This is a genomic window from Varibaculum timonense (assembly GCF_027694345.1).
Lineage (GTDB): Bacteria > Actinomycetota > Actinomycetes > Actinomycetales > Actinomycetaceae > Varibaculum > Varibaculum timonense_A.
In genome coordinates, this window is record NZ_JAQEVU010000005.1 from 166,039 (window position 1) to 188,764 (window position 22,726).

Consider the following 22,726-nt stretch of genomic DNA (forward strand, 5'->3'; position numbering starts at 1 on the left):
GTTACTTAACCGCGCCAGTTCACGCGCGGGAGCTAACCTCGACTAGGTGCGCGCGGGGGGAAAGTTTTTCCTCCTGCCCAAGACTTCGGGAAACGTAGCGGCGTTTTCCGAATTCTTATGCCCACCGCACCTACTCGGATAAAACTATCCCCCGCATGCGGTACGGTGTCACACAGCCGCAAGTGCTGAAGTTGCGAATTGGCTGGCACGGTAAAAGATGCGAGAGGGGGCTTGAGTCGAGCGAAGCAAGGCTCACTGGGGTCCCCCGAGCGCTTTTACCGCGGCAGCCCCGCTGCGTCAGTCGTGGAGGACCCTGCTGTCGCGCGGAAGGGAGGAAAAACCTAGTTTTCGCGCAGGACGTTACAAAAGCAACCCTTGCGCGGCGGAAAATGAGTGCCGCGATACGACTGACGCAACCGCTTCGTAATCTCAACACGCGTACCCAAACAAACCACTCCATCATTCATGCCAACAATCCATTTCGCGCTCAAAATGCATAAGGTACGCCGACCTATTGACTCTGGATCAAATATTAGCCATAATTTTGCTAAGTCAAGAAGGGGAATGTCGATGCCTGCATTTACAATGGGTCTAGCGGAAGCAAAAAATAATTTTTCCCGGGTTACGGCAGAAGTGAACAGGACGGGGAAACCCCTCACCATTTTGAAGAATAATCGGCCGTGGGTAATTATCCAACCGGCACACGGCGCGACCGATGTAGCCGACGTTGCAGTCGATTTCATGGATGAATATGCCGACGTATTCCAAGAACTGGCCAAATGAACGGATTTGCGTTTTCGCAGCAGGATGTCCTCGCTATTCATGCTGCGGCAATCGTTCGGTTCGGCGGACTCGATGGAGTTCGCGATGAGGGGATTCTAAAGTCGGCGCTCGCACAGCCTTTCCAGACCTTCGGTGATGAACATTTGTACCCTGACCCAATTGAGAAGGCGTGCAGATATGCATTTGGAATTATCTCCGGTCACCCATTCCTAGATGGAAACAAGAGAACTGGTGCCGCACTGTTAGGCACATATCTCAGAGTATCCGGTATAGATTTCAAACCTGATCATGCTTCATTTCTCGAGACTATTCTGGGTGTGGCGGATGGGGCTGTTGGATACAATGAGCTCGTACGTTGGGTCAGAAATGTAGTGGAGTGACCAAACCTCAGTTTTCGTGCCTGCGTAGGGGTATTTCTTGCCAGGTATGCTCGGGAACTAGGTTATCCTCCGACCCACGAACTTGATAATTACAAGGTCATCTTTCGAGTTTTGCGCCCGCCTAGCAGACTGGGATAAAACCTAGTCCCCGCGCGGAGATGTGGAACGTGACGCGTAAAAGCACGAGGGCGGATTTATGCCGAAGGGTAGGCTTCGGGCACTAAATCCGTGAAAATGCCAGAGCATTTTCCGGATTTCGGGGCGCGAGGCAAAATTCGCCCTCTTGCGTGCGGCAACGAAGTCCAGTGGGGCAGGGGAACACACGCGTCCTCGGGCAGCAAAAATCGGCAAAATGAACGTCGCGACACGCCCGGACGCGGGTACGTGGGGTCATTCACATGAGCGCAGCTTGAAAGGGTGTTTGACAGCGCGTTAAAGTAGTTTACTGGCTCTAGTTGAAAGGTGCGCTTGCGTACCCGCTCTTCTAGTGTTCGGCAGCAAGAATGCAGGAATCAACGCGTGCCCGGCGGAAAATATCGCGGGGAACAGCTAAGAGACCTCCAAGTAAGTTTCAAAGATACTTACCTGCTTGTCGCCGACCAGATTCGTTCAGGCTAATCTGGTGCAAGCAAGGGAATGAAATCCCCTGGTAGGCCCGGGAAAACCGGGGAAACATCTACGGAAAAAGAAGAGGTAGACGGAATGGCGGGACAGAAAATCCGCATCCGGCTGAAGTCATATGACCACCAGGTCATTGACTCGTCCGCAAAGAAAATCGTGGATACGGTTCAGCGTGCGGGCGCTACTGTGGTAGGCCCAGTGCCGTTGCCGACCGAAAAGAACACTTTCACCGTGATTCGGTCGCCCCACAAGTACAAGGACAGCCGGGAGCAGTTTGAAATGCGTACGCACAAACGGCTCATTGACATTGTTGACCCCACGCCCAAGGCAGTTGATTCGCTAATGCGTCTCGATTTGCCCGCTGACGTAAATATCGAGATTAAACTCTAAGGAAATAAATTATGACCACGCAGACCCAGCCGGCTGCCGCAGTACCCACCAGGGCACTTCTCGGCCGCAAGCTAGGCATGACCCAAGTTTGGGATCAGGACGGAAAAGTCGTTCCCATCACCGTCGTGCAGGTCGACAAGAACGTGGTGACTCAGGTTCGCAACCAAGAAACTGACGGCTACAGCGCCATCCAAATCGGTTTCGGCGAAATCGACAAACGTAAAGTCACCAAGCCCCTTGCCGGCCATTTTGAAAAAGCAGGAGTTACCCCCCGCCGCCATCTGGTAGAGGTACGTACCGCCGAAAACGAGGAATTCGCCCTCGGACAGGAACTTGCCGCTGACCTTTTCGAGGTCGGGCAAAAGGTAGACGTTACCGGAACCACCAAAGGTAAAGGTTTCGCCGGGGTTATGAAACGTCACGGCTTCGCCGGCGTTTCCGCTTCACATGGTGCACACCGCAACCACCGTAAGCCCGGTTCAATCGGCGCTTGCGCCACCCCCGGACGCGTATTCAAAGGTTTACGCATGGCCGGACGTATGGGCGGAGATCGTCGCACCATCCAAAATCTTAAAGTTCAGGCTCTTGATGTCGAAAAAGGCATCCTCTTATTAACCGGGGCTATTCCCGGACCTAAGGGTGGTATTGTCCTGATTCGCAGCGCAGTGAAAGGTGCGTGATTATGACTAATCTTTCGCTAAGCATCACCGATCCCGCTGGCAAAGAAACCGGCACTATTGACTTGCCTGCCAGCCTATTTGATCGTGACCCCAATATTCCCTTGATGCACCAGGTAGTTAATGCCCAGCTTGCCGCTGCTCGGCAAGGGACCCACGCGACCAAGACCCGTGGTCAGGTACGCGGCGGTGGCAAGAAGCCGTGGCGGCAAAAGGGAACTGGTCGGGCTCGTCAAGGCTCTATCCGCGCTCCGCAATGGCGTGGCGGTGGGGTAGTACACGGTCCGCAACCTCGTGACTACTCGCAGCGCACCCCCAAGAAGATGAAAGCAGCGGCTCTCGCCTGTGCCCTATCCGATCGGGTACGTAAAGACCGTATGCACCTGGTGACTGCGCTAGTTGATGTGGAAACTCCCTCGACTAAAGCGGGACGTAAACATATCGAATCCCTAGTAGAGCAGCGTTACGCCCTAGTAGTGCTTACCCGCTCCGAAGAAGAACAGGTATTGTCGGTGCGCAACCTACCTCAGGTACACCTGCTGATGGTTGATCAGCTCAACACCTATGATGTGCTCAACAACGAGGACATCATCTTCACAGAGGCTGCTATTCGCCAGTTCATCTCCGACAAGACCGGACAGGAGGCGTAACAAAATGGCACTAGAGGTTACAAAGAACCCGCGGGATATTATTTACCGCCCAATCGTCTCGGAAAAAGCCTATGGGCTAATGGATCTCGGAAAATATACTTTCGAGGTAGACCCGAAAGCTAATAAGACCGAGATTCGGATTGCTATCGAAAAAATCTTCGATGTAAAAGTAAAGACCGTAAATACGATTGCGCGCAAAGGCAAGCGGGTACGTACCCGCACCGGCTATGGCAAACGCAAAGATTGCAAACGAGCCATCGTTACCCTAGCCGAAGGCACAATCGATATCTTCAACGAAACGACTGCGTAAAGGGGTGAACAAGTAATGGGTATTCGAAAATACAAGCCGACTACTCCCGGTCGCCGTTTCGCATCGGTATCTGACTTCGCGGAAATCACCCGCGACCACCCGGAGAAGTCCCTGCTGCGTCCTATCCACAAAACTGGTGGACGTAACAATGACGGTCGCATCACTTCCCGCCGGCGTGGCGGGGGACATAAGCGCCGTTACCGCGTGATTGATTTCCGTCGTCACGACAAAGATGGGGTGCCCGCAAAGGTTGCCCACATCGAATATGATCCGAACCGCAGCGCAAATATCGCCCTCCTGCACTATGCAGATGGCGACAAGCGTTACATCATTGCCCCGAATAAACTGCATCAGGGCGATGTCATCGAGCAAGGACCGACCGCGGATATCAAACCCGGCAACTGCTTACCGCTAACCAACATTCCGTTGGGTACCGTGGTTCACGCCGTAGAGATGCGTCCAGGCGGGGGAGCGAAAATCGCCCGCAGTGCTGGGGTATCTGTGCAGCTGGTAGCCAAGGAAGGTAAATACGCTCAGCTACGTATGCCCTCCGGTGAAATCCGTAACGTTGAGGTTGCTTGCCGCGCCACCATCGGCGAGGTCGGTAACTCTGATCACGGCAATATCACTTGGGGTAAAGCCGGGCGTATGCGCTGGAAAGGCAAGCGTCCCAAGGTACGTGGTGTGGTAATGAACCCGGTTGATCACCCCCATGGCGGTGGTGAAGGTCGCACTTCTGGCGGTCGTCACCCGGTTAGCCCCTGGGGTAAGCCCGAAGGTCGTACCCGTCGTCCGAATAAAGCTAGCGACAAACTTATCGTGCGTCGTCGTAAGACCGGCAAGAAGCGTTAGGCAGGAGATAAATCATGGCACGTAGCCTAAAGAAAGGTCCTTTCGTCGACGACCACTTGATGAAAAAAGTCGACGCTCTGAATGACGCCAATAAAAAGTCGGTTATCAAGACCTGGTCACGCCGCTCTATGATTACCCCCGATTTTATTGGACACACCATTGCGGTACACGATGGACGCAAACACGTTCCCGTGTACGTAACTGAAAACATGGTTGGGCACAAGCTGGGCGAATTCGCTCCCACTCGTACCTTCCGTGGACATGACAAGGACGACCGTAAGGCACGCCGCCGTTAGGCGCGCCGGAAGAGAAAGAAGGCAAAGATGGAAGGCATGGCGAAAGCGCGGTTCGTGCGCTCTACGCCGCAGAAGTCGCGTCGCGTCGTGAACCTGATTCGCGGCAAGAACGCCCTCGAGGCCTACGACATCCTGCGTTTCGCTCCCCAAGCGGTCGCAACCGATGTTCGTAAGGTACTTCGCAGCGCAATGTATAACGCCGCCGCTAAGGCAAATCGGTCTGGTGAAAAAGATACGTTTGCGGAACTGACCGTTTCGCTAGCGTACGTAGATGAAGGTCCTACGATGAAACGCTTCCGTCCTCGTGCTCAAGGGCGCGCAGGTCGGATTCTCAAGCGGACCAGCCATATTACGATTGTAGTTTCTGACGGCAAACAGGAAGAGGAGAACGACTAATGGGACAAAAGGTAAGCCCTACCGGTTTTCGGTTAGGTATCACCACCGATCACCGTTCCCGCTGGTTCTCGGACTCCACTAAGCCGGGACAGCGTTACAGCGATTTCGTTAAAGAAGATGTGAAAATTCGTCGGCTCATGGAAAAGAGCTTAGAGCGGGCGGGTATTTCAAAGATTGATATTGAGCGCACCCGTGACCGGGTTCGTGTGGATTTGCATACCGCCCGCCCCGGTATCGTTATTGGTCGGCGCGGTGCAGAAGCAGATCGTCTACGTGGCGATTTGGAGAAACTCACCGGTAAGCAGGTGCAGCTGAACATTCTTGAGGTTAAGAACCCCGAGATTGATGCCCAGCTGGTGGCACAGGGTATCGCCGAGCAGCTGGCTGCGCGCGTGTCGTTTAGGCGCGCAATGCGCAAAGGTATGCAGTCGGCGCTGCGCGGTGGTGCTCTGGGTATCCGGGTGCAGTGCTCGGGTCGTCTAGGCGGGGCAGAAATGTCGCGTTCAGAGTTCTACCGTGAAGGTCGAGTTCCGTTGCACACGCTACGCGCCCTTATCGATTACGGTTTCTATGAAGCTCACACTACTTTCGGACGCATTGGCGTTAAAGTATGGATTTATAAGGGCGATTTGACCGAGACGGAGTTCACCCGCAAGCAGGCTGAATCCTCAGGGCGTTCCGGACGCGGTTCCCGCAGAGGACGCGCTGGTCGTGATGGCTCTCGTTCCGGTCGGCGTTCGGCACGCACAGAGGGTCGCCAAGAAGGCGCTCCCCAAGCGGAAAAAGCCGAGAATGTAAGCTCGGAGGATAAAACCGCCGAGAACGCAGTAAAAGACGATCAGGCTTTAGCCGCTAATAACGCTGTAGCTGAAGAGGCTGTGAAGCCCCAAGAAAACGGAACGGAGGAGTAACGTGTTAATTCCTCGTAGGACTAAATGGCGCAAACAGCATCGCCCTACTCGAAAAGGTGTGGCTAAGCGCGGTACTGAACTAGCATTCGGTGAATACGGGATTCAGGCTCTAGATCACGCCTACATTACTAACCGGCAGATCGAGGCCGCTCGTATCGCTATGACCCGCTATATTAAGCGTGGCGGTAAAGTGTGGATTAACATTTTCCCGGACCGTCCGCTGACGAAGAAACCGGCTGAAACTCGTATGGGTTCCGGTAAGGGTTCTCCCGAATGGTGGGTAGCTCCGGTTAAGCCCGGTCGCATTATGTTCGAATTAGCGGGTGTTTCTGAAGATGTAGCTCGTCAGGCAATGAGTCGTGCACAGCACAAGTTGCCGATTAAGACCCGTTTCATTACCCGTGAAGGCGGTGATCAGTAATGGCAAAGGGCTTGAAAATGTCCGATTTGGATATGCTGGATGAAGAACAGCTGTCCAAGAAACTAGATGAAGCTAAGACTGAGCTGTTTAATCTGCGTTTTCAGCTGGCCACAGGTGCTGGTGAAGATCGCGGACAGATTGGGCAGCTACGTCGCGATATTGCCCGCATTTACACTATCGCTAGAGAGCGGGAGCTCGGTATTCGTACCGCTCCGCAGGCTGAGGAGTAGGATTTATGAGCGAAGAAACTGAGAAAACTGCTGTTGTAGAGCGTAATCACCGCAAGGTGCTGCAGGGCTACGTGGTGTCCGACAAAATGGACAAGACGGTTGTCGTGCAGGTAGAAGATCGCGTTAAGCACCGCTTATACGGCAAGGTGATTAACCGTCGTAAGCGCTACAAGGTACATGACGAAAACAACGAATGCGGCATCGGTGACTTGGTACGGATTATGGAGACTCGTCCTTTATCCAAGACTAAGCGCTGGCGGGTCAGCGAAATCATCGAGAAAGCTAAGTAGCTTTTTGCGTGCAGGTAATCGAGTTTGTTGCTTTAAAACGCGCTGATGAAAACCAGATTGGTTTAGATGGCTAGCGTTTATAGGGGCTAATTAGCTCGATTTCCCTTAGCCGTAATAACTGGGGAGTTTCGTGGATGTTATCCACGAAACTCCCCTTTTTTATCCCCACAGTTACTAAGAATGTTTGTATGTTAGGTCAAATGCTAGACAAGGAGAATACTTTTTGCTAGATTTTGGGGGTGCGGAACTAATCGCTGAGTGACATTAGTCCTCGCCCCTAAAAACAGCCAATGGAGGCTGAGTAAGGAGTATTTATGGCAAATGCCAAAGAAATCGGGGTAGGGGTAATATCCCTAGGATGGATGGGGCGTCTACATACGCGTTCCTATAAAGCCATGTCGGAACTATTTCCCGAACTGGGCGCGAAGGTGCGTCTAGTCGTAGCCTGTGACCCGATAGAAGAAACCCAAAGATTAGCGGTAGAAGTCCTTGGGTTCGAGAAAGCAGTCGCAGATTACCAGGAAGTCCTTTCAGACCCAGACGTCGACGTAGTATCTATTTGTTCACCCAATTTCCTGCATTGCGAAATTGCAGTAGCTGCCGCTAAAGCCGGAAAACCATTTTGGATAGAGAAACCAATGGGTGTAAACGCTACCGAATCTCGTGAAATTGCGCAGAAAGCCGCACAGGCAGGGTTAAATACCGCGGTTGGTTTCAACTATCGCCACACTCCCGCAATTGAACAGGCGCGCCAACTCATAGCCGAAGGTAAACTAGGACGGATTACCAACGTTCGCTGCTGGTTAATAGCCGACTATGCCTCCAGTCCTCTCGGTCCGTACACCTGGCGTTACGACCGAGAAAAAGCCGGTGCTGGGGTAGTTGGTGACCTAATGAGTCACGGAGCTGACCTGGTGCAATACATATTACGAGACCGCATCAGCGCAGTTTCAGCTCTGAGTGACACCTTCATCAAAGAACGTCCTATTCCCACCAAAGCCGGGGTGGGTCACAGCGGCTGGGAAGTTTCAGACGAAAAGAAAGAAGTTGGAAACGAAGACTATGTCGCCATGATGGTGCGCTTTGACTCTGGCGTAGTTGGCACCTTGGAATCTTCCCGGGTAAGCGTAGGCCCGAGAGCCGAATATGTGGTCGAAGTATATGGTACCAAAGGCTCAGTTAGGTGGAATTTTGAGCACCTCAATGACCTAGAAGTATGTATTGGGCAAGACAATGGCGATATACACGGCTATGTCCGTTCCATGGCAAACCCACATTATCCACACTTCTCGCGGTTTCAACCCGGTGCAGGAACCTCAATGGGCTTTGACGATATGAAAGCTGTCGAATGTTACCAGTTCCTTTCAGGAGTTCTAACTGGTAAACAGATAGCCCCTTCGGTAGCAGACGGCTGGTCAGCAGCAGAAATTGACCAGGCAACCGTCTCCTCAGCGGCAGACGGTCAATGGCATGAAGTAGCCAAAGTAAGTGGCGCTACCACCTTTGATAAATAATCCTTTTCAACCGCAACCAGAAAGCTAAATCCGTGAAAGAAACTCAAAGAAAAACTCCTCTAAATGAGTTGAGTAAAGAAAAACTTGATGAAATGTTGCAAGAAACGCCGCCCTCGGGCAAACGGCGGGGCATTCTTGCTATTGCCGGGGTTGCTACCCTCGGGTCACTGCTATTCGGCTACGACACCGGAGTGATTTCCGGGGCACTGCCCTATATGTATATGCCACACGGAGCCGGTGGTATGGGTATTACCCCCGCTCAAGAGGGCGCGATTGGGGGAATCTTGACCTTGGGTGCGGCTTTTGGCGCACTATTTGGAGGGCGACTTTCCGACCGGTATGGTCGCCGACACAATATCATTTTGCTAGCGATACTGTTTATTGTGGGTGCAATCGGGAATACATTCGCCCCCAATATCTGGGTAATGTATCCGTTCCGGCTAATCCTGGGTTTAGCAGTAGGGGGAGCCTCCGCTACCGTACCGGTTTTCTTGGCAGAAACAGCTCCAAAGAGAATCCGTGGCACTATCGTGGCCGTAGATCAGCTGATGATTGTGACCGGGCAGCTACTTGCCTTCTCGATGAACGCGATTATTAACTCTGTGCATGGTGGCCCGCAAATCACCGTAAAATCTGATCCCGCTGGAGTAGTCACCGCCGGTGAATACTCTTGGGATGTTCTGAATGATATGGTTGCTAAACATTTAGGCAGCTCCGATACCCAAGCCATCCATGAATTCATCTCCAATATGGCTATTTCTAGCGGTAACGGTTCCGCTTGGCGCTGGATGATAGTTCTGTGTTCCGTTCCGGCAATCGCTTTATGGCTGGGAATGCATTTTATGCCGGAATCTTCCCGCTGGTACGTGTTACAACAGGAAGTATATGCCGCTATCGGTTCGCTAAAACGAGTACGCGACCCCCAGAAAGACGGGGACATTAGTGAAGAAATGTACGAGATGGTGCGGGCACGTCAAAGCCAAGCGAACGGACCTAAGGGTACATTCCGTCATGTTATGAACACGCCCTGGCTGCGAAAACTGTTATTTGTTGGCATATTCTTGGCAATCGTAAACCAGACAACCGGCGTAAATACGGTTATGTATTACGCACCTAAAGTGCTAAATATCGCCGGAATGGGGACTTCTGCGGCGATTACCGCACAGGTAGCAAACGGGGTTATGAGCGTAGTAGGTTCTGTATTCGGATTGTTGCTGATTACCAAGTTCCGTCGGCGCACGATTTTAATCTGGGACGTGACCCTAGTGGGTATCATCTTGCTGGGAATCGCGTTTATATTCCACTTTATGATTGCACCTCATGCGTCTGTAGCAGAAGTGCCGACCTGGGCGGGATACTTAGTATTAGCCATGATGGCTGTATTTATGCTGGTTGTGCAGTCCTCTAATGGTACCGTGGTTTGGACAATGCTTGGCGAAATGTTCCCGGCAAATGTTCGTGGCATTATGAACGGAACCGCCATCTTCTGTATGTGGATTATGAACGCTGTCATTACCTGGACATTCCCCCCGATGATTGCTGCATTTGGCGGAGGACTCACCTATGCGCTTTACGGGGTGTTAAACCTGGTTATTGCGGTGGTTCTCTTCAAGATAATGCCTGAAACTTCCGGGCGTTCCCTTGATGAGATTGAAACCTATATGGAGCGTATCTACAGTAAATAGGCTAAAAATATAAGCTTAAAGCGGTAAATCTGCGGCTTATTATTTGTGGCTGAATACGTGATGCGGGGGCGAGCTAGCTCGCCCCCGCATTTCCTGTAGGTTTCTGCCTATTGGGTCTGGGTGCGGGGGTTTGTGGGTGTCTCCCACATCGGGGCTGGCTCGGTAAAAGCACTCCGGGGAGGAGGTTTTTGCCTCTTGCCCAAAGACTTAGAAAAGACTCTAGTCTTTTCTAACTCTTACGCCCACCTAGTCTAATCGGCATAAATCCTCCTCCCTACTCTCGCTAATTAGCGTCTTCTTTCCATTTGTATTACCGGTCGCGCCCTTGCATGTTTGGAAGCTGTGGGGGCGGGGGAAAGTTTGTCCTTCTGCCCAAGACTTTGGAAAACGTGGCGGCGTTTTCCGAATTCTTATGCCCACCGCACCTACTCGGATCAAACTTTCCCCCGCCCTTCTTGTCAGTGCTTCCGCTTCTCTCGCTGACCGTGCCCTTGATGTTCCAAAATCCTGCCCTTCGGCATAAAACTGCGCCCCGCATCTGCCTGGTTGAAACTTTCCTCCTGTTTTTCCTGTCTTTACTCCTACATCTTTTCCCGCCGTGCCCCTTTTTTGGTGGCGTTTTGACCCTCCCGGTGCGGTTGCGCCCTCCCGAGATGGGAAATGTGGCAGGTATTGGGGCGGTTTGGCGGTATTGGGAGGGTGGTTTTGTCTTGGGAGGGTGAAAATGGCGCGCAGACCTGACTTTCCTGCGCTTGCGACTGGTCGTGCCAGTGACGTACTCGCACTTAGAACAGTAATAGCAGAGCCGACAAAACGGTCAGGATGGTGACAATGGGGTCGAAGATTTTGTTATCTATACGTCCTATCCAATGCCGCCCCAAGAGGGCTGCTCCAAGGACCAGGGGAGCTAGGCACGCAGAAACCAGCAAAAGTTCACGGGTAATCAGACCAATTCCGGCAGAAAATGGCAATTTAATCAGATTGATAATAAAAAAGAACCAGGCTTGCGTTCCCATAAAACGGCGTACCTCGAAACGTGAGGCTAGGAAATAGAGGGATACTACCGGTCCTCCCGAATTTGCTGCCATCGTAGTGAATCCGGATAGCGAACCGTAAAAAAGGCGGGCAGGTAGGGAAGTACTCATCGCGGTAGCAAGGTCGCCTCCGCTGCGACGTGCATACCAGATTAGCCCCAAAGTAATAGCGGTCAGTATCAAGATAATTATCCCGATAGAAACTTTCATTACCTGGTTAGAAACTGTTGCCAGAAAAGCTGCGCCAATCAATACCCCGATTACTACCGGTGGAAAAAGCGCGCGCAGAACTTTCCAATCCACGTCCTTGCGGTAAGTCCAAACCGCCAGTAAGTCTCCGGTAAGCAACATCAGCAACATCAGGGCAGTGGAAGTGCGGGGCGGTATTACGGCGGCGAGGATGGCTACCGGTATGCACGCCAGACCAGGGAGAGCAGTTTTTGCGAGTCCACACAGCAAAGCGCAGATTGCCAAAATGAAGATAACTTCGGGGCTAAGAGTGGACATTACCCTCCTTTGTGCGCAGCTCGGTTAAAAACGTGGCGGGATATTTAGCTGTGACCACTTAATAAATACTGCCGGCTTCTAGGCAGGTAGCACCTTAACGTGGTAGCTGGTTTGACCAAGAAAAGCCAAAAAGTTCTATTGTTGGCACATTTTTATAGTAGCGCTAATTAACTGTTTAGTGTTCTTCGGGTTGCCAAAAAACAGCTATTTTTAGTGCTTAACCCGCTATATCTCTAGCTTCTTTCATGGTTGCAGTCGCCAGGAATAGATTATTTGTTAAAATGTATAGACAAACATCTAAAATTGTTTCATACTGGAACTAATTGACTAATTGGCAGGGTCGGCAATTAAGCCAAAGCCTCCCGATAAAAAGGTGTCACCCTAAAGCTAGCAAAGGAGCAGAAAATGACGATTCCCGAGACGATGAAAGCCGCAGTTCTCCGCGACATTGACAAGGGACTGGAAGTGAATGAGATTCGCACTCCTCACCCCCGAGCTGGCGAGGTACTTATCAAAGTTGCTGCTTGTGGGCTTTGCCATTCCGACCTACACGTAATCGGGGGAGCTATTGATTTCCCTAAGCCCTGCGTCCTCGGACATGAAGTTGCCGGACAAATCGTGGAGCTAGGTGAAGGCAATGAACATACCGGTCTGAAAATAGGTCAGTATGTTTCCGGAGCTTTTCTCATGCCCTGTGGTCAATGCGAAGCCTGCGCATCAGGGCGTGATGACCTGTGCGCACCTTTCTTTGAGCTAAATCGTTTACAAGGAAAACTCTATGATGGGGCTACTCGCCTGGCTGACCTAGATGGTAGGGAAATCGCAATGTATTCCATGGGGGGATTGGCTGAATATGCAGTTGTACCTGCTACTTCCGTGGCTGTTGTGCCGGAAAGTATGGATTTGGTTTCCTCGGCAATTATCGGGTGTGCAGCTTTGACTGCCTATGGGGCGGTACGACGCAGCGCTGACCTGCGTTTTGGAGAATCGGTGGCAGTAGTTGCAACCGGGGGAGTAGGTTCAAACGTTATCCAGATTGCCAAGGCTTTTGGAGCTAGCCAAATTGTGGCAATAGATGTATCCGATGACAAGCTCGCCAGCGCTAAAGAACTGGGTGCTACCGAGGTGATTAACTCGCTAACGTCTAATGCGCGAGAAGAAGTATTGAAGATTACCGGAGGGCGGGGCGTTGATGTGGCTTTCGAAGCGCTCGGTCGTCCCGAAACTTGGAATACTGCCTTGGATGTAATTAAAGACGGAGGGCGTATGGTTCCGATTGGGCTGGGCGCAGGCGTACAAACTGCCCAGGTAGAGATCAATCGCCTGGTGCGCCGCTCGCAGCGTATCTTGGGGTCTTATGGGGCTCGTACCCGCCAGGATTTGCCGGAAGTAATTCGTATGGCTGCTAAGGGTTTGATTAGTTATCAAAAAATCGTTACCAAGCGAGTTCCCTTAAATGAAGCAAACGCGACCTATAAATTGCTTTCTCAGGGCAAAATACAAGGTCGCGCGGTTGTAGATATGTCGCTGTAGCTTATTTGTCTTGTAGACCAAAATAGATGGTGGACCAGCCAAGAGCGAAACCGCTGGCGGCGGTTAGTAGTCCGCCCAAGATGGTGGTGATGGTAAACCCAGCAAATACTCCAACCAGGGAAACTGCTACTCCAAAAATCATTAAGGCGACAAAGGAAATGGTGGCAACCATCTTTGGGTCTTCGAGACGAGTGGAGGCTCTAGAGATTGAGGGGGCAAGTACGCTAGCCATTTTTATTCTCTCTTTCTGTTATCGCGATTCGAGAAGTTTCTGAAACTTCCCTCTTCGTGGAAACGTTTACATGAATACTATAGAAAGCTTGATTTCATGTAGTCAATACGAGGGCGTGAAAAATTAGAATCCCGGGTTAGGGGCTGGGTTCAAGGTGGCTAAAACTCCTGGTAGAAGGGGTGTAATTTAGATTAAAACCATTTTTATGAAAACGGTTACATACGCCCATTTTGCACGGGGAACTACTAAAACTCGCGCCTTCCACGCCGTTTCTTAGGTGGTCAAACCCGAGGGCGCGCCCTCGAAAAAGAATAGAAACCGCATAGGATAAGCGGGGGAAATCTAGGGTCATAGTGCGCCCTCGAAAATAGACCCGCTCGTCCTTAAAAAACTGCCTCAACCAGCAAAGGGGTACACTAGGCTGCTCTTTAGGAGCAAGCAAATGCGCAAGCTGATAAAGGCTCGACGGTGCAATGCTGACAAAACCTCTAAAATAGCTACTTGACTGCTAGTATCCCCATTGATACCAGTAAAGCCGGGCGAGAGAAAGGCGCACAGTGAACCAGATAAAAGCCATGATTTTTGATTTAGACGGAACGCTCTCGCCCTCAAAACAGGGAATGCAGCCCGAAATGGCAAAAACATTCGCCCAGCTAACCCGCGTCCTCCCTACCGGGGTAATCAGTGGGGGCTCGTTTGAACAGTTTTCACGGCAACTGCTAACCAGTATTGAACCCCTAAACTATGAACCGCAAAATTTGCACCTAATGCCAACTTGTGGAACCCGCTATTACCTGTTTGAAAACGGTGATTGGTGTACCCAATATCTGCTCGAAATGCCGCCCGAACTGGTTGATAAAGCGACAAAAGTGATAGAAGAAGTGGCGCGCTCCTTAGGGTACTGGTGCGAAAATCCAGTCGGTGAAATTATCGAAAACCGTGGTTCTCAGCTGACGTATTCAGCTCTCGGGCAGCAAGCTCACCGGGAAGAAAAGGACGCTTGGGATCGCGAAGGGGTAAAACGGGCAGAAATCGCGTCCCAGGTGGGAGCGCGTTTGCCGGAACTAACTGTGCTTTCTGGTGGGTCTACCTCGGTTGATGTAACTATGCGGGGGGTTGATAAAGCCTACGGGATTGAAAAGTTTTTGGAACAAACTGCCCTTCAACCTGGGGAAGTCTTGTTTGTAGGCGATAGGCTCGACCCGGATGGTAATGACTATCCTGCGGTGCGTACCGGAGTGCAGACCCGCGCAACTTCCGGTCCAAAGCAGACCCAAGAAATAATCGAACAGGTGCTTTCCTCTCTAGAGGGCGCGGATAGTTGCGGATAGCTAAGTATTGGCGACGTGTATGTTGCGCAAGGAGTGCGCGAGAGAATCGCGCCCTATTTAAGGTTGCTCAGAGACTCTAGATGTGAATATCGGTCAGTGCCCGGCAATAATGCATTATAATCAGGCACTGACCGATAGCGGTCTAGGCTGCTAGCAATTAACGCGAATAGGACGGTTACTCACAACGTGTCGGCGGATAGCAACCCCAGATACAAACATTGCCGCAGCGATTAAGAGCGAAACCACTCCGACACTACCGGTGCTAGCTAGAGCATTTTTACCGGTTTGCCCATTTCTCTTTGGTTGAGAAATAGTTTCTGTCTTGTGTGAAGTAACCGGCTTGGCGGAAGGTTTTGCGCTTCGAGCTGTATTAGCCGGTAATTGACTGTGAGCTTTGTCTTTAGGCTCTGAAGTTGGGTTGGCACCGCTTGAGGAGGAAGTTTTTGCCGGGGTGGAGGCATTCCTCCCGTTAGTGCTGGGTGCGGTTTCGGGTGCCACCTCTTTTTGGCTACCTGCCTTAGCGGTTGATGCCGCGGGGCTGCTCGCGGGCTTGGAGTCTTGCTGGGGTGAGGACGTGGCGCTGCCTGCGTTAGCGGCCGGTTTAGTGGTAGTGGAATCTTTGCTATCTTTTGCCGGGGTGGCGTTGGTATGCCCGGTAGAAGTCTGGGGGTTGGGTTTACTTGCGTTTTGCGCCGGTTTCTGGTTCTTTCCTGAGGGCGCAGGGCTGGGTTTAGCGGGCTTGTTTTTTTGTTCAGCCTCAGCCTGAGCCTTGGTGTTACTGCTGGTTCCAGTGTTTCCTCCTGCTGGGACATCAACTTTGTTTTTCGCAGGGGTGGTGGGGGCGCTTCCGCGAGGGTCTCCAAACCAGCGCTTGTAGGTGTTGAAAAAGTTATAGTTTCCGTAAGCAGAGCACGAATCAGGGTTACCGGACAGAAGGGCCTCGTTAGGTTGGTAGGGAGTGTAGTTGTAGAGGCTAGCGGTTGCAGCGTTTTCGATTTTCACTTTGCTTGATCCGCAGTCGGAGTTGGGGGAGAACTGGATTGTAGCGTTTTTACCAGCGCGGAAAGTGTAGTTTTTGGGCAGTGCCCGGTATCTTTGGAACTGCCTGGCTGCTCGGTAGAGCTGATTTTGTACCCCATAATAAAGCTCATCGCAGGGGCCTGTATCCGGGCAACCATAACCGAGGAGCTTATTTTGGGTAGTTTTGGTTAGGTTTTTGGTGACTCCCGATTGTTCTTTTTGGATAGTAACTAAAAGGACTTTGGGGTTAATCTTGCAGGATTTAGCTACTTTATAGATTATTTGTGAAACTGGCTCGTTCTTTGCGCCTTGGTAACTTTGGCAGTATTTGTCAGCTGCGTAGTTACGAGTATCAAAGCGTAAATTCTTTAGGCAGCCATTCCCTTTGCAATTTGCTCCTTGTATTTGAAGGAATTTTTGAATCTCGGCTTGAGTCATGCTGGGCGAGGACTGATACATATTGGCATCAGAAATAATATTTCCGGGGCGAAAACCGGACTCGCCAAAGGCGGCTGACAGTGGTATCAGCGTGATTGCCATTACGAAGGTAAGGATACCAGCTGCTATTTTATAGATTTTTTTCTTACTAACCATCGGGAACCAACTTGTTTTAGAAGTTACTGGTGTTACAGAAGTTTCAATTGTGATTAAAGTATATTTTGAGGGTTTTGTCCAGTTTTCCCAAAAATCTTGAACTTTTAAGGTTGCTGATGCTCTAAAAACCTAAAATGCTGGATATTATCCCCAGAGCGCCGGTATCCCCAGATAGAGAAAACTACGCAGTTTCCACAAATAGTTTTTAGGATCTAGCGTCACAGAGTCCTAAATGGGAATCTTCCCCTATGGATACACAAACAAAGCCCCCAAACAACCTGGGCAACCTAGGAAATAAAGCAAAAATTCCGTCTCGAATCAGCGCAAAACGACACCGTCATCGCCGATATCGGAAAACCTTGAGCTTAACCGCTGTAGCAGCAGTATTAGCTATGCTCTCGGCAGCTATCATAGTCACCGGAGAATCCCCCTCACAGGCAGCAGATATCGGAGCCGTATGGATAAACTACGGGAACTCGAAAATGCAGCTAAATGCCCGCAAATCAACAGATGGAACCAAAGTTGCGGTGTGTGCTACTGACAGGCAAATCAACTCTCCGCGCGGAAAATGGGTCAGCTATCAAGGGCGTCGAGCAGTTAGTGCTGGTAGCGAATATCGCTCCAATGCGGCAACATTTGAAATCAGCGCTAAGAAAAAGGGTGCAACCACAGTTTTTGCGGCAGAAAAACAGTATCAGGTCGCCTATCTGGCAGGCCAGCTTCGAGGTGCAATAGAAAAAGGAGAAAAAGAACTCGGGGCAACCGTATATGCTATCCATTCCCTATCTGGCAGGCTGATGCCCCAGCAAACTCAATCTGCCGAGATTAAAAGTCGAGCTAACGAGCTATTGTCACAGGCAAAATCCTATGCAGGACCTTACAAGCTAGGAGGGGCAGAAATAAAACTATCGACCGGATCAACTGAAGGAACACTCAAGTTGCCCATAGTGCAAAGCTCAGCGGGAAACGCTATCTCAAACCTAAATGAAACGGTATCCCTATCTGGTCCCGCCCGCTTCAAAGGAACAAAAAACGCTAATACTATTAGCGTCCTCTCCGCGAATGCCCTCAAAGAACTTCCCATAGAAGTGACTGGTCCGGGAAAAGTTGATGCTCAAATAAACGTGCGAGGACTGCCTCCAACAACCTTTGAAATCTGGGAGCATCAGCGTTGGCAAGATTTACTCATAGCCGGTCCGTTGTCTGCTCTTAGCGCTAACACTTCTATAACGGCTGAACCTCGCCAGTTCTTTAGAGTAAAAACCCAAACCCAGGCAGAAATACACAAACAAAACCAGGGTAACCAGCTTATAGATAAAATCACGGTTAAAGCGGAAGGGCAGTGGGGTAAAAACACTGGTAAACAGACATGGCAAACTGTAAAAATTGATTTGTCGCTATATGGTCCCTTTAGTGAAGCACAAGGGCCTGGGCAAATTCCTGCAGATGCTAAACCAGTAAAGACCTGGCAAATACCTGCCACCCCCGCCAGCCTCGAAGAAGCGGAAAACGGGGTCGCCATCTCTAATGAAAAAGACCCATACCTGGTTGAAAAGCCAGGATTCTATACCTTTGTAGCAGCCGCGCATCGCGCCCTACAACCAGCAGACACCTATTTGAAAGACGACTATGTGCCCGCTTTCTTTGAAGAATCCGAGACTCAGATAGTGCCCTTCACCCCAACAGTGAAAACTCAGGCAAAAGTAGTAATAGATAAAGAATCGAAGATACTAACCGACCAGGTAGAACTCAAAGGTTTTCCAGACAATCATCCCGAATTTACCGGTAAAGGCAAATGGAAAGCAGATGAAAAAACAGTGCGAAATGATCTGTACTGTCTACCGCAACCAATTAAAAATATGGACGCAAATAAGCGAAAACCTCTCGCTCAAATCGAACTGCCTGCCAAGAACGGAACCTATACCGTGGACAAAGATAAAAAAGGTAAACCTCTCAGCTTAAACGAGTTTCCCTGCAAAGATACCTACGTATTCGTTACTTCCTATGCCGGGGATTCGCGTACACAAGCTATGCGCAGTTCAGAGACTGAAACCAGTGAACAGTACCAGGTTCCGCCGCCAACCACCCCGCCAACCACCCCACCCGCAACGACTCCGCCACCCCCGACAACTCCCCCAGAGCCGCCAACCGTGCTCTCGGCAACCGGCGCGAAAGTATCTGGAATGCTGGGACTGGCGTTAGTTGCACTGGGAAGTGGAGGGTTGCTGGTTTTCTATCGGGCACGTCGGCGTTAAAACGCTGGTAGTTAAGGTAAGAAAGTAGCAATAGCTGCTGGTTAGAGCAATACTATTCTGTTCTAGCCAGCAGCTAATCCGGTAGGGAATGGGCATAATTCCTAGGTTTTACCTGTTAAAGGGCGAGATGCATTAAAATTGAGAGGATGGTTTTAGGGAGCGAAAACAATTGCGAAAGTGGCGTTCAAGAAAAAAACTTGGTTCGCCGCGGCTCCCAAGCACCCTTAGCAATCATGGCAGATAGGGCGAGCGCAGTTCTGGTAGGTCAAGCCAGCGGCAGTGCCCTAGGGGTGGGGTATGAGTTCAAAACCCCTCCTTTGGTGGGAAGTCCCAGAATGCTGGGGTCAAACTCCGGTCTCAAACCCGGAGAATGGTCAGAAGATACCCAAATGGCAATCTGCCTGGCAGAAGTAGCAGTCACCGGGATTGACCTGACCACCGAAGAAGGACTCGATGCGGTAGCCTCACGTTATCTAGCGTGGTATCAGGGAGGAACTCGCAAGGTTGATTCCCCTACGAGAGTAGTACTAGAAACTACGATTAATGACATTTCAAATATCAATTCTGCGCGAAAAATGCGTTCCGCTGCCGCCTATTTCCATCGGCGAACCCGGCGTACTAGCGGCTCAGGTCCGCTTTGCCGCAGCGCTATCTTAGGGGTAACTCGGATTCAAGACCCACAGTGGACGGCAGAATCAGTGCGGGCAGTGGCAGAACTAACCCATGTAGATCCGATAGCCTCCGAAGCGGCAATAATCTATGCAGAGGCAATACGTAGCGCCGTAACCGATTCGCTGCCCGGGGATGAATCCTGGGCGAATCGAATAAAACTGGGAGCCGGTATAGGTTTACTGGCTCCCGCTAGCCGTGAGCGCTGGCACGAATGGCTCAAACAGGCAGAAGAAACCTATTTTAAACCCCCAAGTGATAACACCTACGCGGTTCCGGCTTTGCAAGCCGTAGCAGGACTTGTGCAGGCAGTAAAAATCGAGCACAGCGAAACCCCGCTAAGTGGGCAAGATGCTTTTCGGCGTGCAGTTTCCCTGGCAGTGCAGCTGGGTGGGGACACTGATGGTATAGCCGGCTTAGTGGGGGCATTATTTGCTGCCGGAATCGGACTGATGCAAGTGCCAACTGATTTACAAAAAAAACTGCACGGCTGGCCAGGTTTTAAAGTTGATGCCCTAGCGGAGATGGGGCTGGGAACTGCTCTCGCCGGAGTGGTAGGTGCTAAAGGGATGGCGCGAATGATTACCTCAAATGCGTCTCTAAGCGATTTGATTACTGCCCATCCCGATGCTCAGATAGAATCGATTACCTCCCCAGAGCCCTAAAATCCTATATATCAGCAGGCTAGAGCCAGAAGTTTATACTTCAAGGTCGAGTAAAAGTCGATTAGAGCTTTTCTATCGCACCATATTTTGATCGAAATAAACCTTACCTGGAGTCATCGTGCCTCCATAAAGCTCAGGCACAGTTACCAGGGTGTATCCCTGTGAGCGTAAATGCTTAATAATGTCCGGGACTGCCTGGATGGTTGTGGGATGAATATCGTGCATCAGGATAATAGAACCTGCTTTGGTCTGCTTCTTTACCTGTTCAAGAACCGATTGTGGATTACGGTTCTTCCAATCCAAAGTATCTACATCCCATAAAATAACTGACTGTTTTAGAGATTTAAGAGCCGCTGTTACCCGGGAATTAAACGCCCCATAAGGCGGGCGAGTTAGATTTACTTCGGCGTTAGGAACCGCTTTCTTAATGGCGTCCAGAGTAGAGGTGATTTCCCTGTTTATCTTGGAATCGGAAATCTTGGTTAATTGTGGGTGCGACCAGGTATGATTTGCTAAAATGTGACCCTCTTTAACCTCCCTGGCGACGGTATCTGGATAGGTATTTACCGCTCTACCAACCAGCATGAAAGTGGCAGGAACTTTTTCTTTAGCCAAAATATCCAAAAGTTCAGGAGTTTTAGGTCCCGGACCATCATCGAAAGTTAAAGCCACACATTTTTCTTTAGTGCAATCAACCGGTTCCCGAGTAGGGGTGGGGCTAGGGGTAGGAGTAGTTGAAGTGGTAGTGGGGTCGGAACTAGGAGATACGGTCTGACTGGGCTGAGTTTTTGACGTCGAAGAGGACGCAGAAGCAGTTGCTTTCTGCTGACTGCTGCTAGTGTTTCTAGTCATGGCGAAGCCGATTGCTATCGCTGTGCACAATAGCGCCGTCCCCAGCAGTATTGCGATAATCAGTTGAAGGTGACGCTTACGTGATAAGGCCATGTTTTCTCCTACCGTTCCCTAAAGTTGTCCCCCAATCTTAACGCGCTAATCTGATGGGGCTCAAAGTTTCGCTTTAACCGCCCATTGCGGTCAATCCAGGATTTTCCCAGGGTAAGAGGCTATGCGGATTGGAGTAAGCAGATAGTAGCGGCAGCTGCTATTGCTCCACAAACCGCAGAGTTTCCATGATAAATATCTTGACCATCCGGGGAGCAAAGGTCAGAAATGCAGCGAACTGCCAAGAAAGGGGTGTCTGATAAATATGACACCTGAGCGGCTGCTGCTGATTCCATTTCAGCGGCGAGGGCGGTGGGGAATGTTTCCCGTATTTCAGTAACGTTTTTATCGGTGATAAATGAATCACCGGTCGCGATAGTGCCACAGCGAACTGGCACGTCTTGCAGAGCTGCAAATGCCTGGGAACTTTGGTTTTCCTCACTAGGAGATATAAATCCTGGGGCGTCACCTGGTGGAGTGATGAAAGAATCCGCTATCGCTCGCTTATTTTGTCCCATAGCCTCTAGGAAGTGACCCGCGATAGTCAGCAGTCGCTGGTCGCCAGAGTAGCTGGTCGGCATTCCCGGAAGTTGCCCAGGTAAATACCCGAAAACAGTAGCATCAGCGCTGTGGAAAACATAGGTGTCACCAAAAATAATTTCCCCCACTTGGCTATCCTTAGCTAAACCGCCAGCGGTTCCCGAATAGAGCACTTGTTTAGCTCCAAGAACCTCAATCGCGATAGTGGTAGCGCGGGCAGCATTAACCGTTCCCACCCCGCTTTGAACCGCGAGAATTCCGGAAGGTACTTCCGGAAAATCTAGGGGATAAAAACCTAAACCTGAAACTTCTGTTACCGGGGTAGGGAGCGCTTTCCTAGGATCCTCAGGAGTGTAAGAATCCTGGTGGCGCTGAGATAGGCACTCTCTCAGCCAAGAACGGTTTACCAAAGGAGCCAGCTCGGTGAGCTCCGCGCAAATAACTACGGTGTCACAAGTTGTCATAAGTATTCCCAATCTTTAACGGTAAATCTGATTCCAGCTGTCTCGCGCCGCCAAAAAACGGGAAGTAGCCGCTTTTGCGCCCTCTAGACTATGGTGTGCTCCCCAGCCACATTGACGTTCATTTGCGGCCGGTACTGCAAGGGCGCTTTGGATATCTTCAAAAGTCTTTGCCAGTAGCTGGGCGAACTCGTCAGGTTCTACCCCCAACATCAGGGCATAAAACCCGGTTTGGCAACCCATAGGAGAAAAGTCAATGAGCCTGTCGGTGTGGTTGCGCATCAGTTCGGCGGTCAGATGCTCAATTGAATGGACAGTTTTCATCTCTAAATGTTCTTGGTTTGGTTGGCAAAATCGCACATCATATTTGACTAGCTCATCGCCGCCCGGTAGTTGCTTTCGGTCTGCGACCCGCACAAACGGGGCAGCCACTTTCGTGTGGTCAAGATTGAAAGATTCCACGTTCATGCGTTCACTCATAGTTTTCTCCTTAGCTAATCGCAGTTCTGGATACCACCTTATCGAGATTAGTTCGCG

25 protein-coding genes are annotated in these 22,726 nt (G+C 50.8%); 19 read left to right on the forward strand and 6 right to left on the reverse strand.

The features are described 5' to 3' along the window. Positions 1-570: 570 nt before the first annotated feature. The 15 genes from PG728_RS05745 to PG728_RS05815 all read left to right on the forward strand — a co-directional run bounded on the left by PG728_RS05745 (position 571) and on the right by PG728_RS05815 (position 10,406). Complete coding sequence (locus tag PG728_RS05745; protein WP_238127726.1) at positions 571-783, forward strand: type II toxin-antitoxin system Phd/YefM family antitoxin; 213 nt, start codon at positions 571-573, stop codon at positions 781-783. After that, positions 780-1,163 carry a type II toxin-antitoxin system death-on-curing family toxin gene (locus tag PG728_RS05750; protein WP_270626293.1) on the forward strand — a complete coding sequence of 128 codons (384 nt, stop codon included), beginning with the start codon at positions 780-782 and terminating at the stop codon, positions 1,161-1,163. The genes PG728_RS05745 and PG728_RS05750 overlap by 4 nt, the downstream gene beginning before the upstream one ends. A 702-nt stretch (positions 1,164-1,865) precedes the next feature. After that, complete coding sequence (gene rpsJ, locus PG728_RS05755; RefSeq protein ID WP_072510696.1) at positions 1,866-2,174, forward strand: 30S ribosomal protein S10; 309 nt, start codon at positions 1,866-1,868, stop codon at positions 2,172-2,174. Positions 2,175-2,185: 11 nt separating this feature from the next. Next, a complete protein-coding gene (gene rplC, locus PG728_RS05760; RefSeq protein ID WP_072510697.1) occupies positions 2,186-2,854 on the forward strand; it encodes a 50S ribosomal protein L3 in 669 nt (222 codons plus the stop codon). A 2-nt stretch (positions 2,855-2,856) separates the two neighbouring features. Beyond that, positions 2,857-3,501: a 50S ribosomal protein L4 gene (rplD, locus tag PG728_RS05765; RefSeq protein WP_270626296.1), complete on the forward strand. Its 645-nt coding sequence runs from the start codon at positions 2,857-2,859 to the stop codon at positions 3,499-3,501. 4 nt (positions 3,502-3,505) lie between these two features. After that, the gene (rplW, locus tag PG728_RS05770; RefSeq protein ID WP_072510699.1) at positions 3,506-3,811 is read left to right on the forward strand and encodes a 50S ribosomal protein L23; all 306 of its coding nucleotides are present in this window, start codon (positions 3,506-3,508) and stop codon (positions 3,809-3,811) included. A 15-nt stretch (positions 3,812-3,826) separates the two neighbouring features. After that, entirely contained in the window at positions 3,827-4,663 is an 837-nt protein-coding gene (gene rplB, locus PG728_RS05775; protein WP_072510700.1) for a 50S ribosomal protein L2, read from the forward strand. 14 nt (positions 4,664-4,677) lie between these two features. Continuing rightward, positions 4,678-4,959, forward strand: a complete 282-nt coding sequence (gene rpsS / locus PG728_RS05780; RefSeq protein ID WP_022864274.1) for a 30S ribosomal protein S19 — start codon at positions 4,678-4,680, stop codon at positions 4,957-4,959. A gap of 27 nt (positions 4,960-4,986) precedes the next feature. After that, positions 4,987-5,355, forward strand: a complete 369-nt coding sequence (gene rplV, locus PG728_RS05785) for a 50S ribosomal protein L22 (protein ID WP_072510701.1) — start codon at positions 4,987-4,989, stop codon at positions 5,353-5,355. Next, positions 5,355-6,266, forward strand: coding sequence for a 30S ribosomal protein S3 (gene rpsC / locus PG728_RS05790; RefSeq protein WP_270626301.1), 912 nt, complete (start codon positions 5,355-5,357; stop codon positions 6,264-6,266). The genes rplV and rpsC overlap by 1 nt, the downstream gene beginning before the upstream one ends. 1 nt (position 6,267) lies before the next feature. Next, the gene (gene rplP / locus PG728_RS05795) at positions 6,268-6,687 is read left to right on the forward strand and encodes a 50S ribosomal protein L16 (protein WP_072510702.1); all 420 of its coding nucleotides are present in this window, start codon (positions 6,268-6,270) and stop codon (positions 6,685-6,687) included. Continuing rightward, the gene (gene rpmC, locus PG728_RS05800; RefSeq protein WP_072510703.1) at positions 6,687-6,917 is read left to right on the forward strand and encodes a 50S ribosomal protein L29; all 231 of its coding nucleotides are present in this window, start codon (positions 6,687-6,689) and stop codon (positions 6,915-6,917) included. The genes rplP and rpmC overlap by 1 nt, the downstream gene beginning before the upstream one ends. Before the next feature lie 5 nt (positions 6,918-6,922). Then, positions 6,923-7,207, forward strand: coding sequence for a 30S ribosomal protein S17 (gene rpsQ / locus PG728_RS05805; protein ID WP_072510704.1), 285 nt, complete (start codon positions 6,923-6,925; stop codon positions 7,205-7,207). Between the two features lie 314 nt (positions 7,208-7,521). Further along, complete coding sequence (locus tag PG728_RS05810; RefSeq protein ID WP_270626305.1) at positions 7,522-8,721, forward strand: Gfo/Idh/MocA family protein; 1,200 nt, start codon at positions 7,522-7,524, stop codon at positions 8,719-8,721. A 92-nt stretch (positions 8,722-8,813) separates the two neighbouring features. Beyond that, positions 8,814-10,406 (forward strand): MFS transporter, encoded by a 1,593-nt coding sequence (locus tag PG728_RS05815; protein WP_270626369.1) that lies wholly within the window; start codon positions 8,814-8,816, stop codon positions 10,404-10,406. 785 nt (positions 10,407-11,191) lie between these two features. Here PG728_RS05815 and PG728_RS05820 read toward each other — a convergent pair. After that, entirely contained in the window at positions 11,192-11,947 is a 756-nt protein-coding gene (locus PG728_RS05820; RefSeq protein ID WP_270626306.1) for a sulfite exporter TauE/SafE family protein, read from the reverse strand. Between the two features lie 405 nt (positions 11,948-12,352). Here PG728_RS05820 and PG728_RS05825 point away from each other — a divergent pair, with 405 nt between their 5' ends. Then, positions 12,353-13,480 (forward strand): zinc-binding dehydrogenase, encoded by a 1,128-nt coding sequence (locus tag PG728_RS05825; RefSeq protein ID WP_270626307.1) that lies wholly within the window; start codon positions 12,353-12,355, stop codon positions 13,478-13,480. 1 nt (position 13,481) lies between these two features. Here PG728_RS05825 and PG728_RS05830 read toward each other — a convergent pair whose 3' ends face one another. Beyond that, a complete protein-coding gene (locus PG728_RS05830; RefSeq protein WP_072510708.1) occupies positions 13,482-13,712 on the reverse strand; it encodes a hypothetical protein in 231 nt (76 codons plus the stop codon). A gap of 557 nt (positions 13,713-14,269) precedes the next feature. On the opposite strand from PG728_RS05830, the gene PG728_RS05835 reads away from it, so the two are divergent. Continuing rightward, the gene (locus PG728_RS05835) at positions 14,270-15,043 is read left to right on the forward strand and encodes an HAD-IIB family hydrolase (protein WP_270626309.1); all 774 of its coding nucleotides are present in this window, start codon (positions 14,270-14,272) and stop codon (positions 15,041-15,043) included. Positions 15,044-15,193: 150 nt separating this feature from the next. Here PG728_RS05835 and PG728_RS05840 read toward each other — a convergent pair whose 3' ends face one another. Continuing rightward, complete coding sequence (locus PG728_RS05840) at positions 15,194-16,657, reverse strand: hypothetical protein (RefSeq protein ID WP_270626311.1); 1,464 nt, start codon at positions 16,655-16,657, stop codon at positions 15,194-15,196. Positions 16,658-16,905: 248 nt separating this feature from the next. Between PG728_RS05840 and PG728_RS05845 the strand changes: the two genes are divergently transcribed. Both PG728_RS05845 and PG728_RS05850 read left to right on the forward strand, forming a co-directional pair. After that, positions 16,906-18,912, forward strand: a complete 2,007-nt coding sequence (locus PG728_RS05845; protein WP_270626313.1) for a hypothetical protein — start codon at positions 16,906-16,908, stop codon at positions 18,910-18,912. 146 nt (positions 18,913-19,058) lie between these two features. After that, positions 19,059-20,246: an ADP-ribosylglycohydrolase family protein gene (locus tag PG728_RS05850; protein WP_270626314.1), complete on the forward strand. Its 1,188-nt coding sequence runs from the start codon at positions 19,059-19,061 to the stop codon at positions 20,244-20,246. A gap of 72 nt (positions 20,247-20,318) precedes the next feature. Here PG728_RS05850 and PG728_RS05855 read toward each other — a convergent pair whose 3' ends face one another. The 3 genes from PG728_RS05855 to PG728_RS05865 form a co-directional block, all read right to left on the reverse strand. Continuing rightward, positions 20,319-21,191 (reverse strand): polysaccharide deacetylase family protein, encoded by an 873-nt coding sequence (locus PG728_RS05855; RefSeq protein ID WP_270626316.1) that lies wholly within the window; start codon positions 21,189-21,191, stop codon positions 20,319-20,321. A 119-nt stretch (positions 21,192-21,310) separates the two neighbouring features. Then, on the reverse strand, positions 21,311-22,192 hold the full coding sequence (locus PG728_RS05860; protein WP_270626318.1) for a phosphorylase family protein: 882 nt from the start codon (positions 22,190-22,192) through the stop codon (positions 21,311-21,313). A gap of 15 nt (positions 22,193-22,207) precedes the next feature. Further along, entirely contained in the window at positions 22,208-22,669 is a 462-nt protein-coding gene (locus PG728_RS05865; protein WP_270626320.1) for an S-ribosylhomocysteine lyase, read from the reverse strand. Positions 22,670-22,726 lie beyond the last annotated feature (57 nt).

What these genes read in the sequence shown, in the direction of transcription:
- PG728_RS05745 (WP_238127726.1), top strand. Translation starts at nt 571, where the DNA reads ATGCCTGCATTTACAATGGGTCTAGCGGAAGCAAAAAATAATTTTTCC.
- PG728_RS05750 (WP_270626293.1), top strand. Translation starts at nt 780, where the DNA reads ATGAACGGATTTGCGTTTTCGCAGCAGGATGTCCTCGCTATTCATGCT.
- rpsJ (WP_072510696.1), top strand. Translation starts at nt 1,866, where the DNA reads ATGGCGGGACAGAAAATCCGCATCCGGCTGAAGTCATATGACCACCAG.
- rplC (WP_072510697.1), top strand. Translation starts at nt 2,186, where the DNA reads ATGACCACGCAGACCCAGCCGGCTGCCGCAGTACCCACCAGGGCACTT.
- rplD (WP_270626296.1), top strand. Translation starts at nt 2,857, where the DNA reads ATGACTAATCTTTCGCTAAGCATCACCGATCCCGCTGGCAAAGAAACC.
- rplW (WP_072510699.1), top strand. Translation starts at nt 3,506, where the DNA reads ATGGCACTAGAGGTTACAAAGAACCCGCGGGATATTATTTACCGCCCA.
- rplB (WP_072510700.1), top strand. Translation starts at nt 3,827, where the DNA reads ATGGGTATTCGAAAATACAAGCCGACTACTCCCGGTCGCCGTTTCGCA.
- rpsS (WP_022864274.1), top strand. Translation starts at nt 4,678, where the DNA reads ATGGCACGTAGCCTAAAGAAAGGTCCTTTCGTCGACGACCACTTGATG.
- rplV (WP_072510701.1), top strand. Translation starts at nt 4,987, where the DNA reads ATGGAAGGCATGGCGAAAGCGCGGTTCGTGCGCTCTACGCCGCAGAAG.
- rpsC (WP_270626301.1), top strand. Translation starts at nt 5,355, where the DNA reads ATGGGACAAAAGGTAAGCCCTACCGGTTTTCGGTTAGGTATCACCACC.
- rpmC (WP_072510703.1), top strand. Translation starts at nt 6,687, where the DNA reads ATGGCAAAGGGCTTGAAAATGTCCGATTTGGATATGCTGGATGAAGAA.
- rpsQ (WP_072510704.1), top strand. Translation starts at nt 6,923, where the DNA reads ATGAGCGAAGAAACTGAGAAAACTGCTGTTGTAGAGCGTAATCACCGC.
- PG728_RS05810 (WP_270626305.1), top strand. Translation starts at nt 7,522, where the DNA reads ATGGCAAATGCCAAAGAAATCGGGGTAGGGGTAATATCCCTAGGATGG.
- PG728_RS05815 (WP_270626369.1), top strand. Translation starts at nt 8,814, where the DNA reads ATGTTGCAAGAAACGCCGCCCTCGGGCAAACGGCGGGGCATTCTTGCT.
- PG728_RS05820 (WP_270626306.1), bottom strand. Translation starts at nt 11,947, where the DNA reads ATGTCCACTCTTAGCCCCGAAGTTATCTTCATTTTGGCAATCTGCGCT.
- PG728_RS05825 (WP_270626307.1), top strand. Translation starts at nt 12,353, where the DNA reads ATGACGATTCCCGAGACGATGAAAGCCGCAGTTCTCCGCGACATTGAC.
- PG728_RS05830 (WP_072510708.1), bottom strand. Translation starts at nt 13,712, where the DNA reads ATGGCTAGCGTACTTGCCCCCTCAATCTCTAGAGCCTCCACTCGTCTC.
- PG728_RS05840 (WP_270626311.1), bottom strand. Translation starts at nt 16,657, where the DNA reads ATGGTTAGTAAGAAAAAAATCTATAAAATAGCAGCTGGTATCCTTACC.
- PG728_RS05845 (WP_270626313.1), top strand. Translation starts at nt 16,906, where the DNA reads ATGGATACACAAACAAAGCCCCCAAACAACCTGGGCAACCTAGGAAAT.
- PG728_RS05850 (WP_270626314.1), top strand. Translation starts at nt 19,059, where the DNA reads ATGGTTTTAGGGAGCGAAAACAATTGCGAAAGTGGCGTTCAAGAAAAA.
- PG728_RS05855 (WP_270626316.1), bottom strand. Translation starts at nt 21,191, where the DNA reads ATGGCCTTATCACGTAAGCGTCACCTTCAACTGATTATCGCAATACTG.
- PG728_RS05860 (WP_270626318.1), bottom strand. Translation starts at nt 22,192, where the DNA reads ATGACAACTTGTGACACCGTAGTTATTTGCGCGGAGCTCACCGAGCTG.
- PG728_RS05865 (WP_270626320.1), bottom strand. Translation starts at nt 22,669, where the DNA reads ATGAGTGAACGCATGAACGTGGAATCTTTCAATCTTGACCACACGAAA.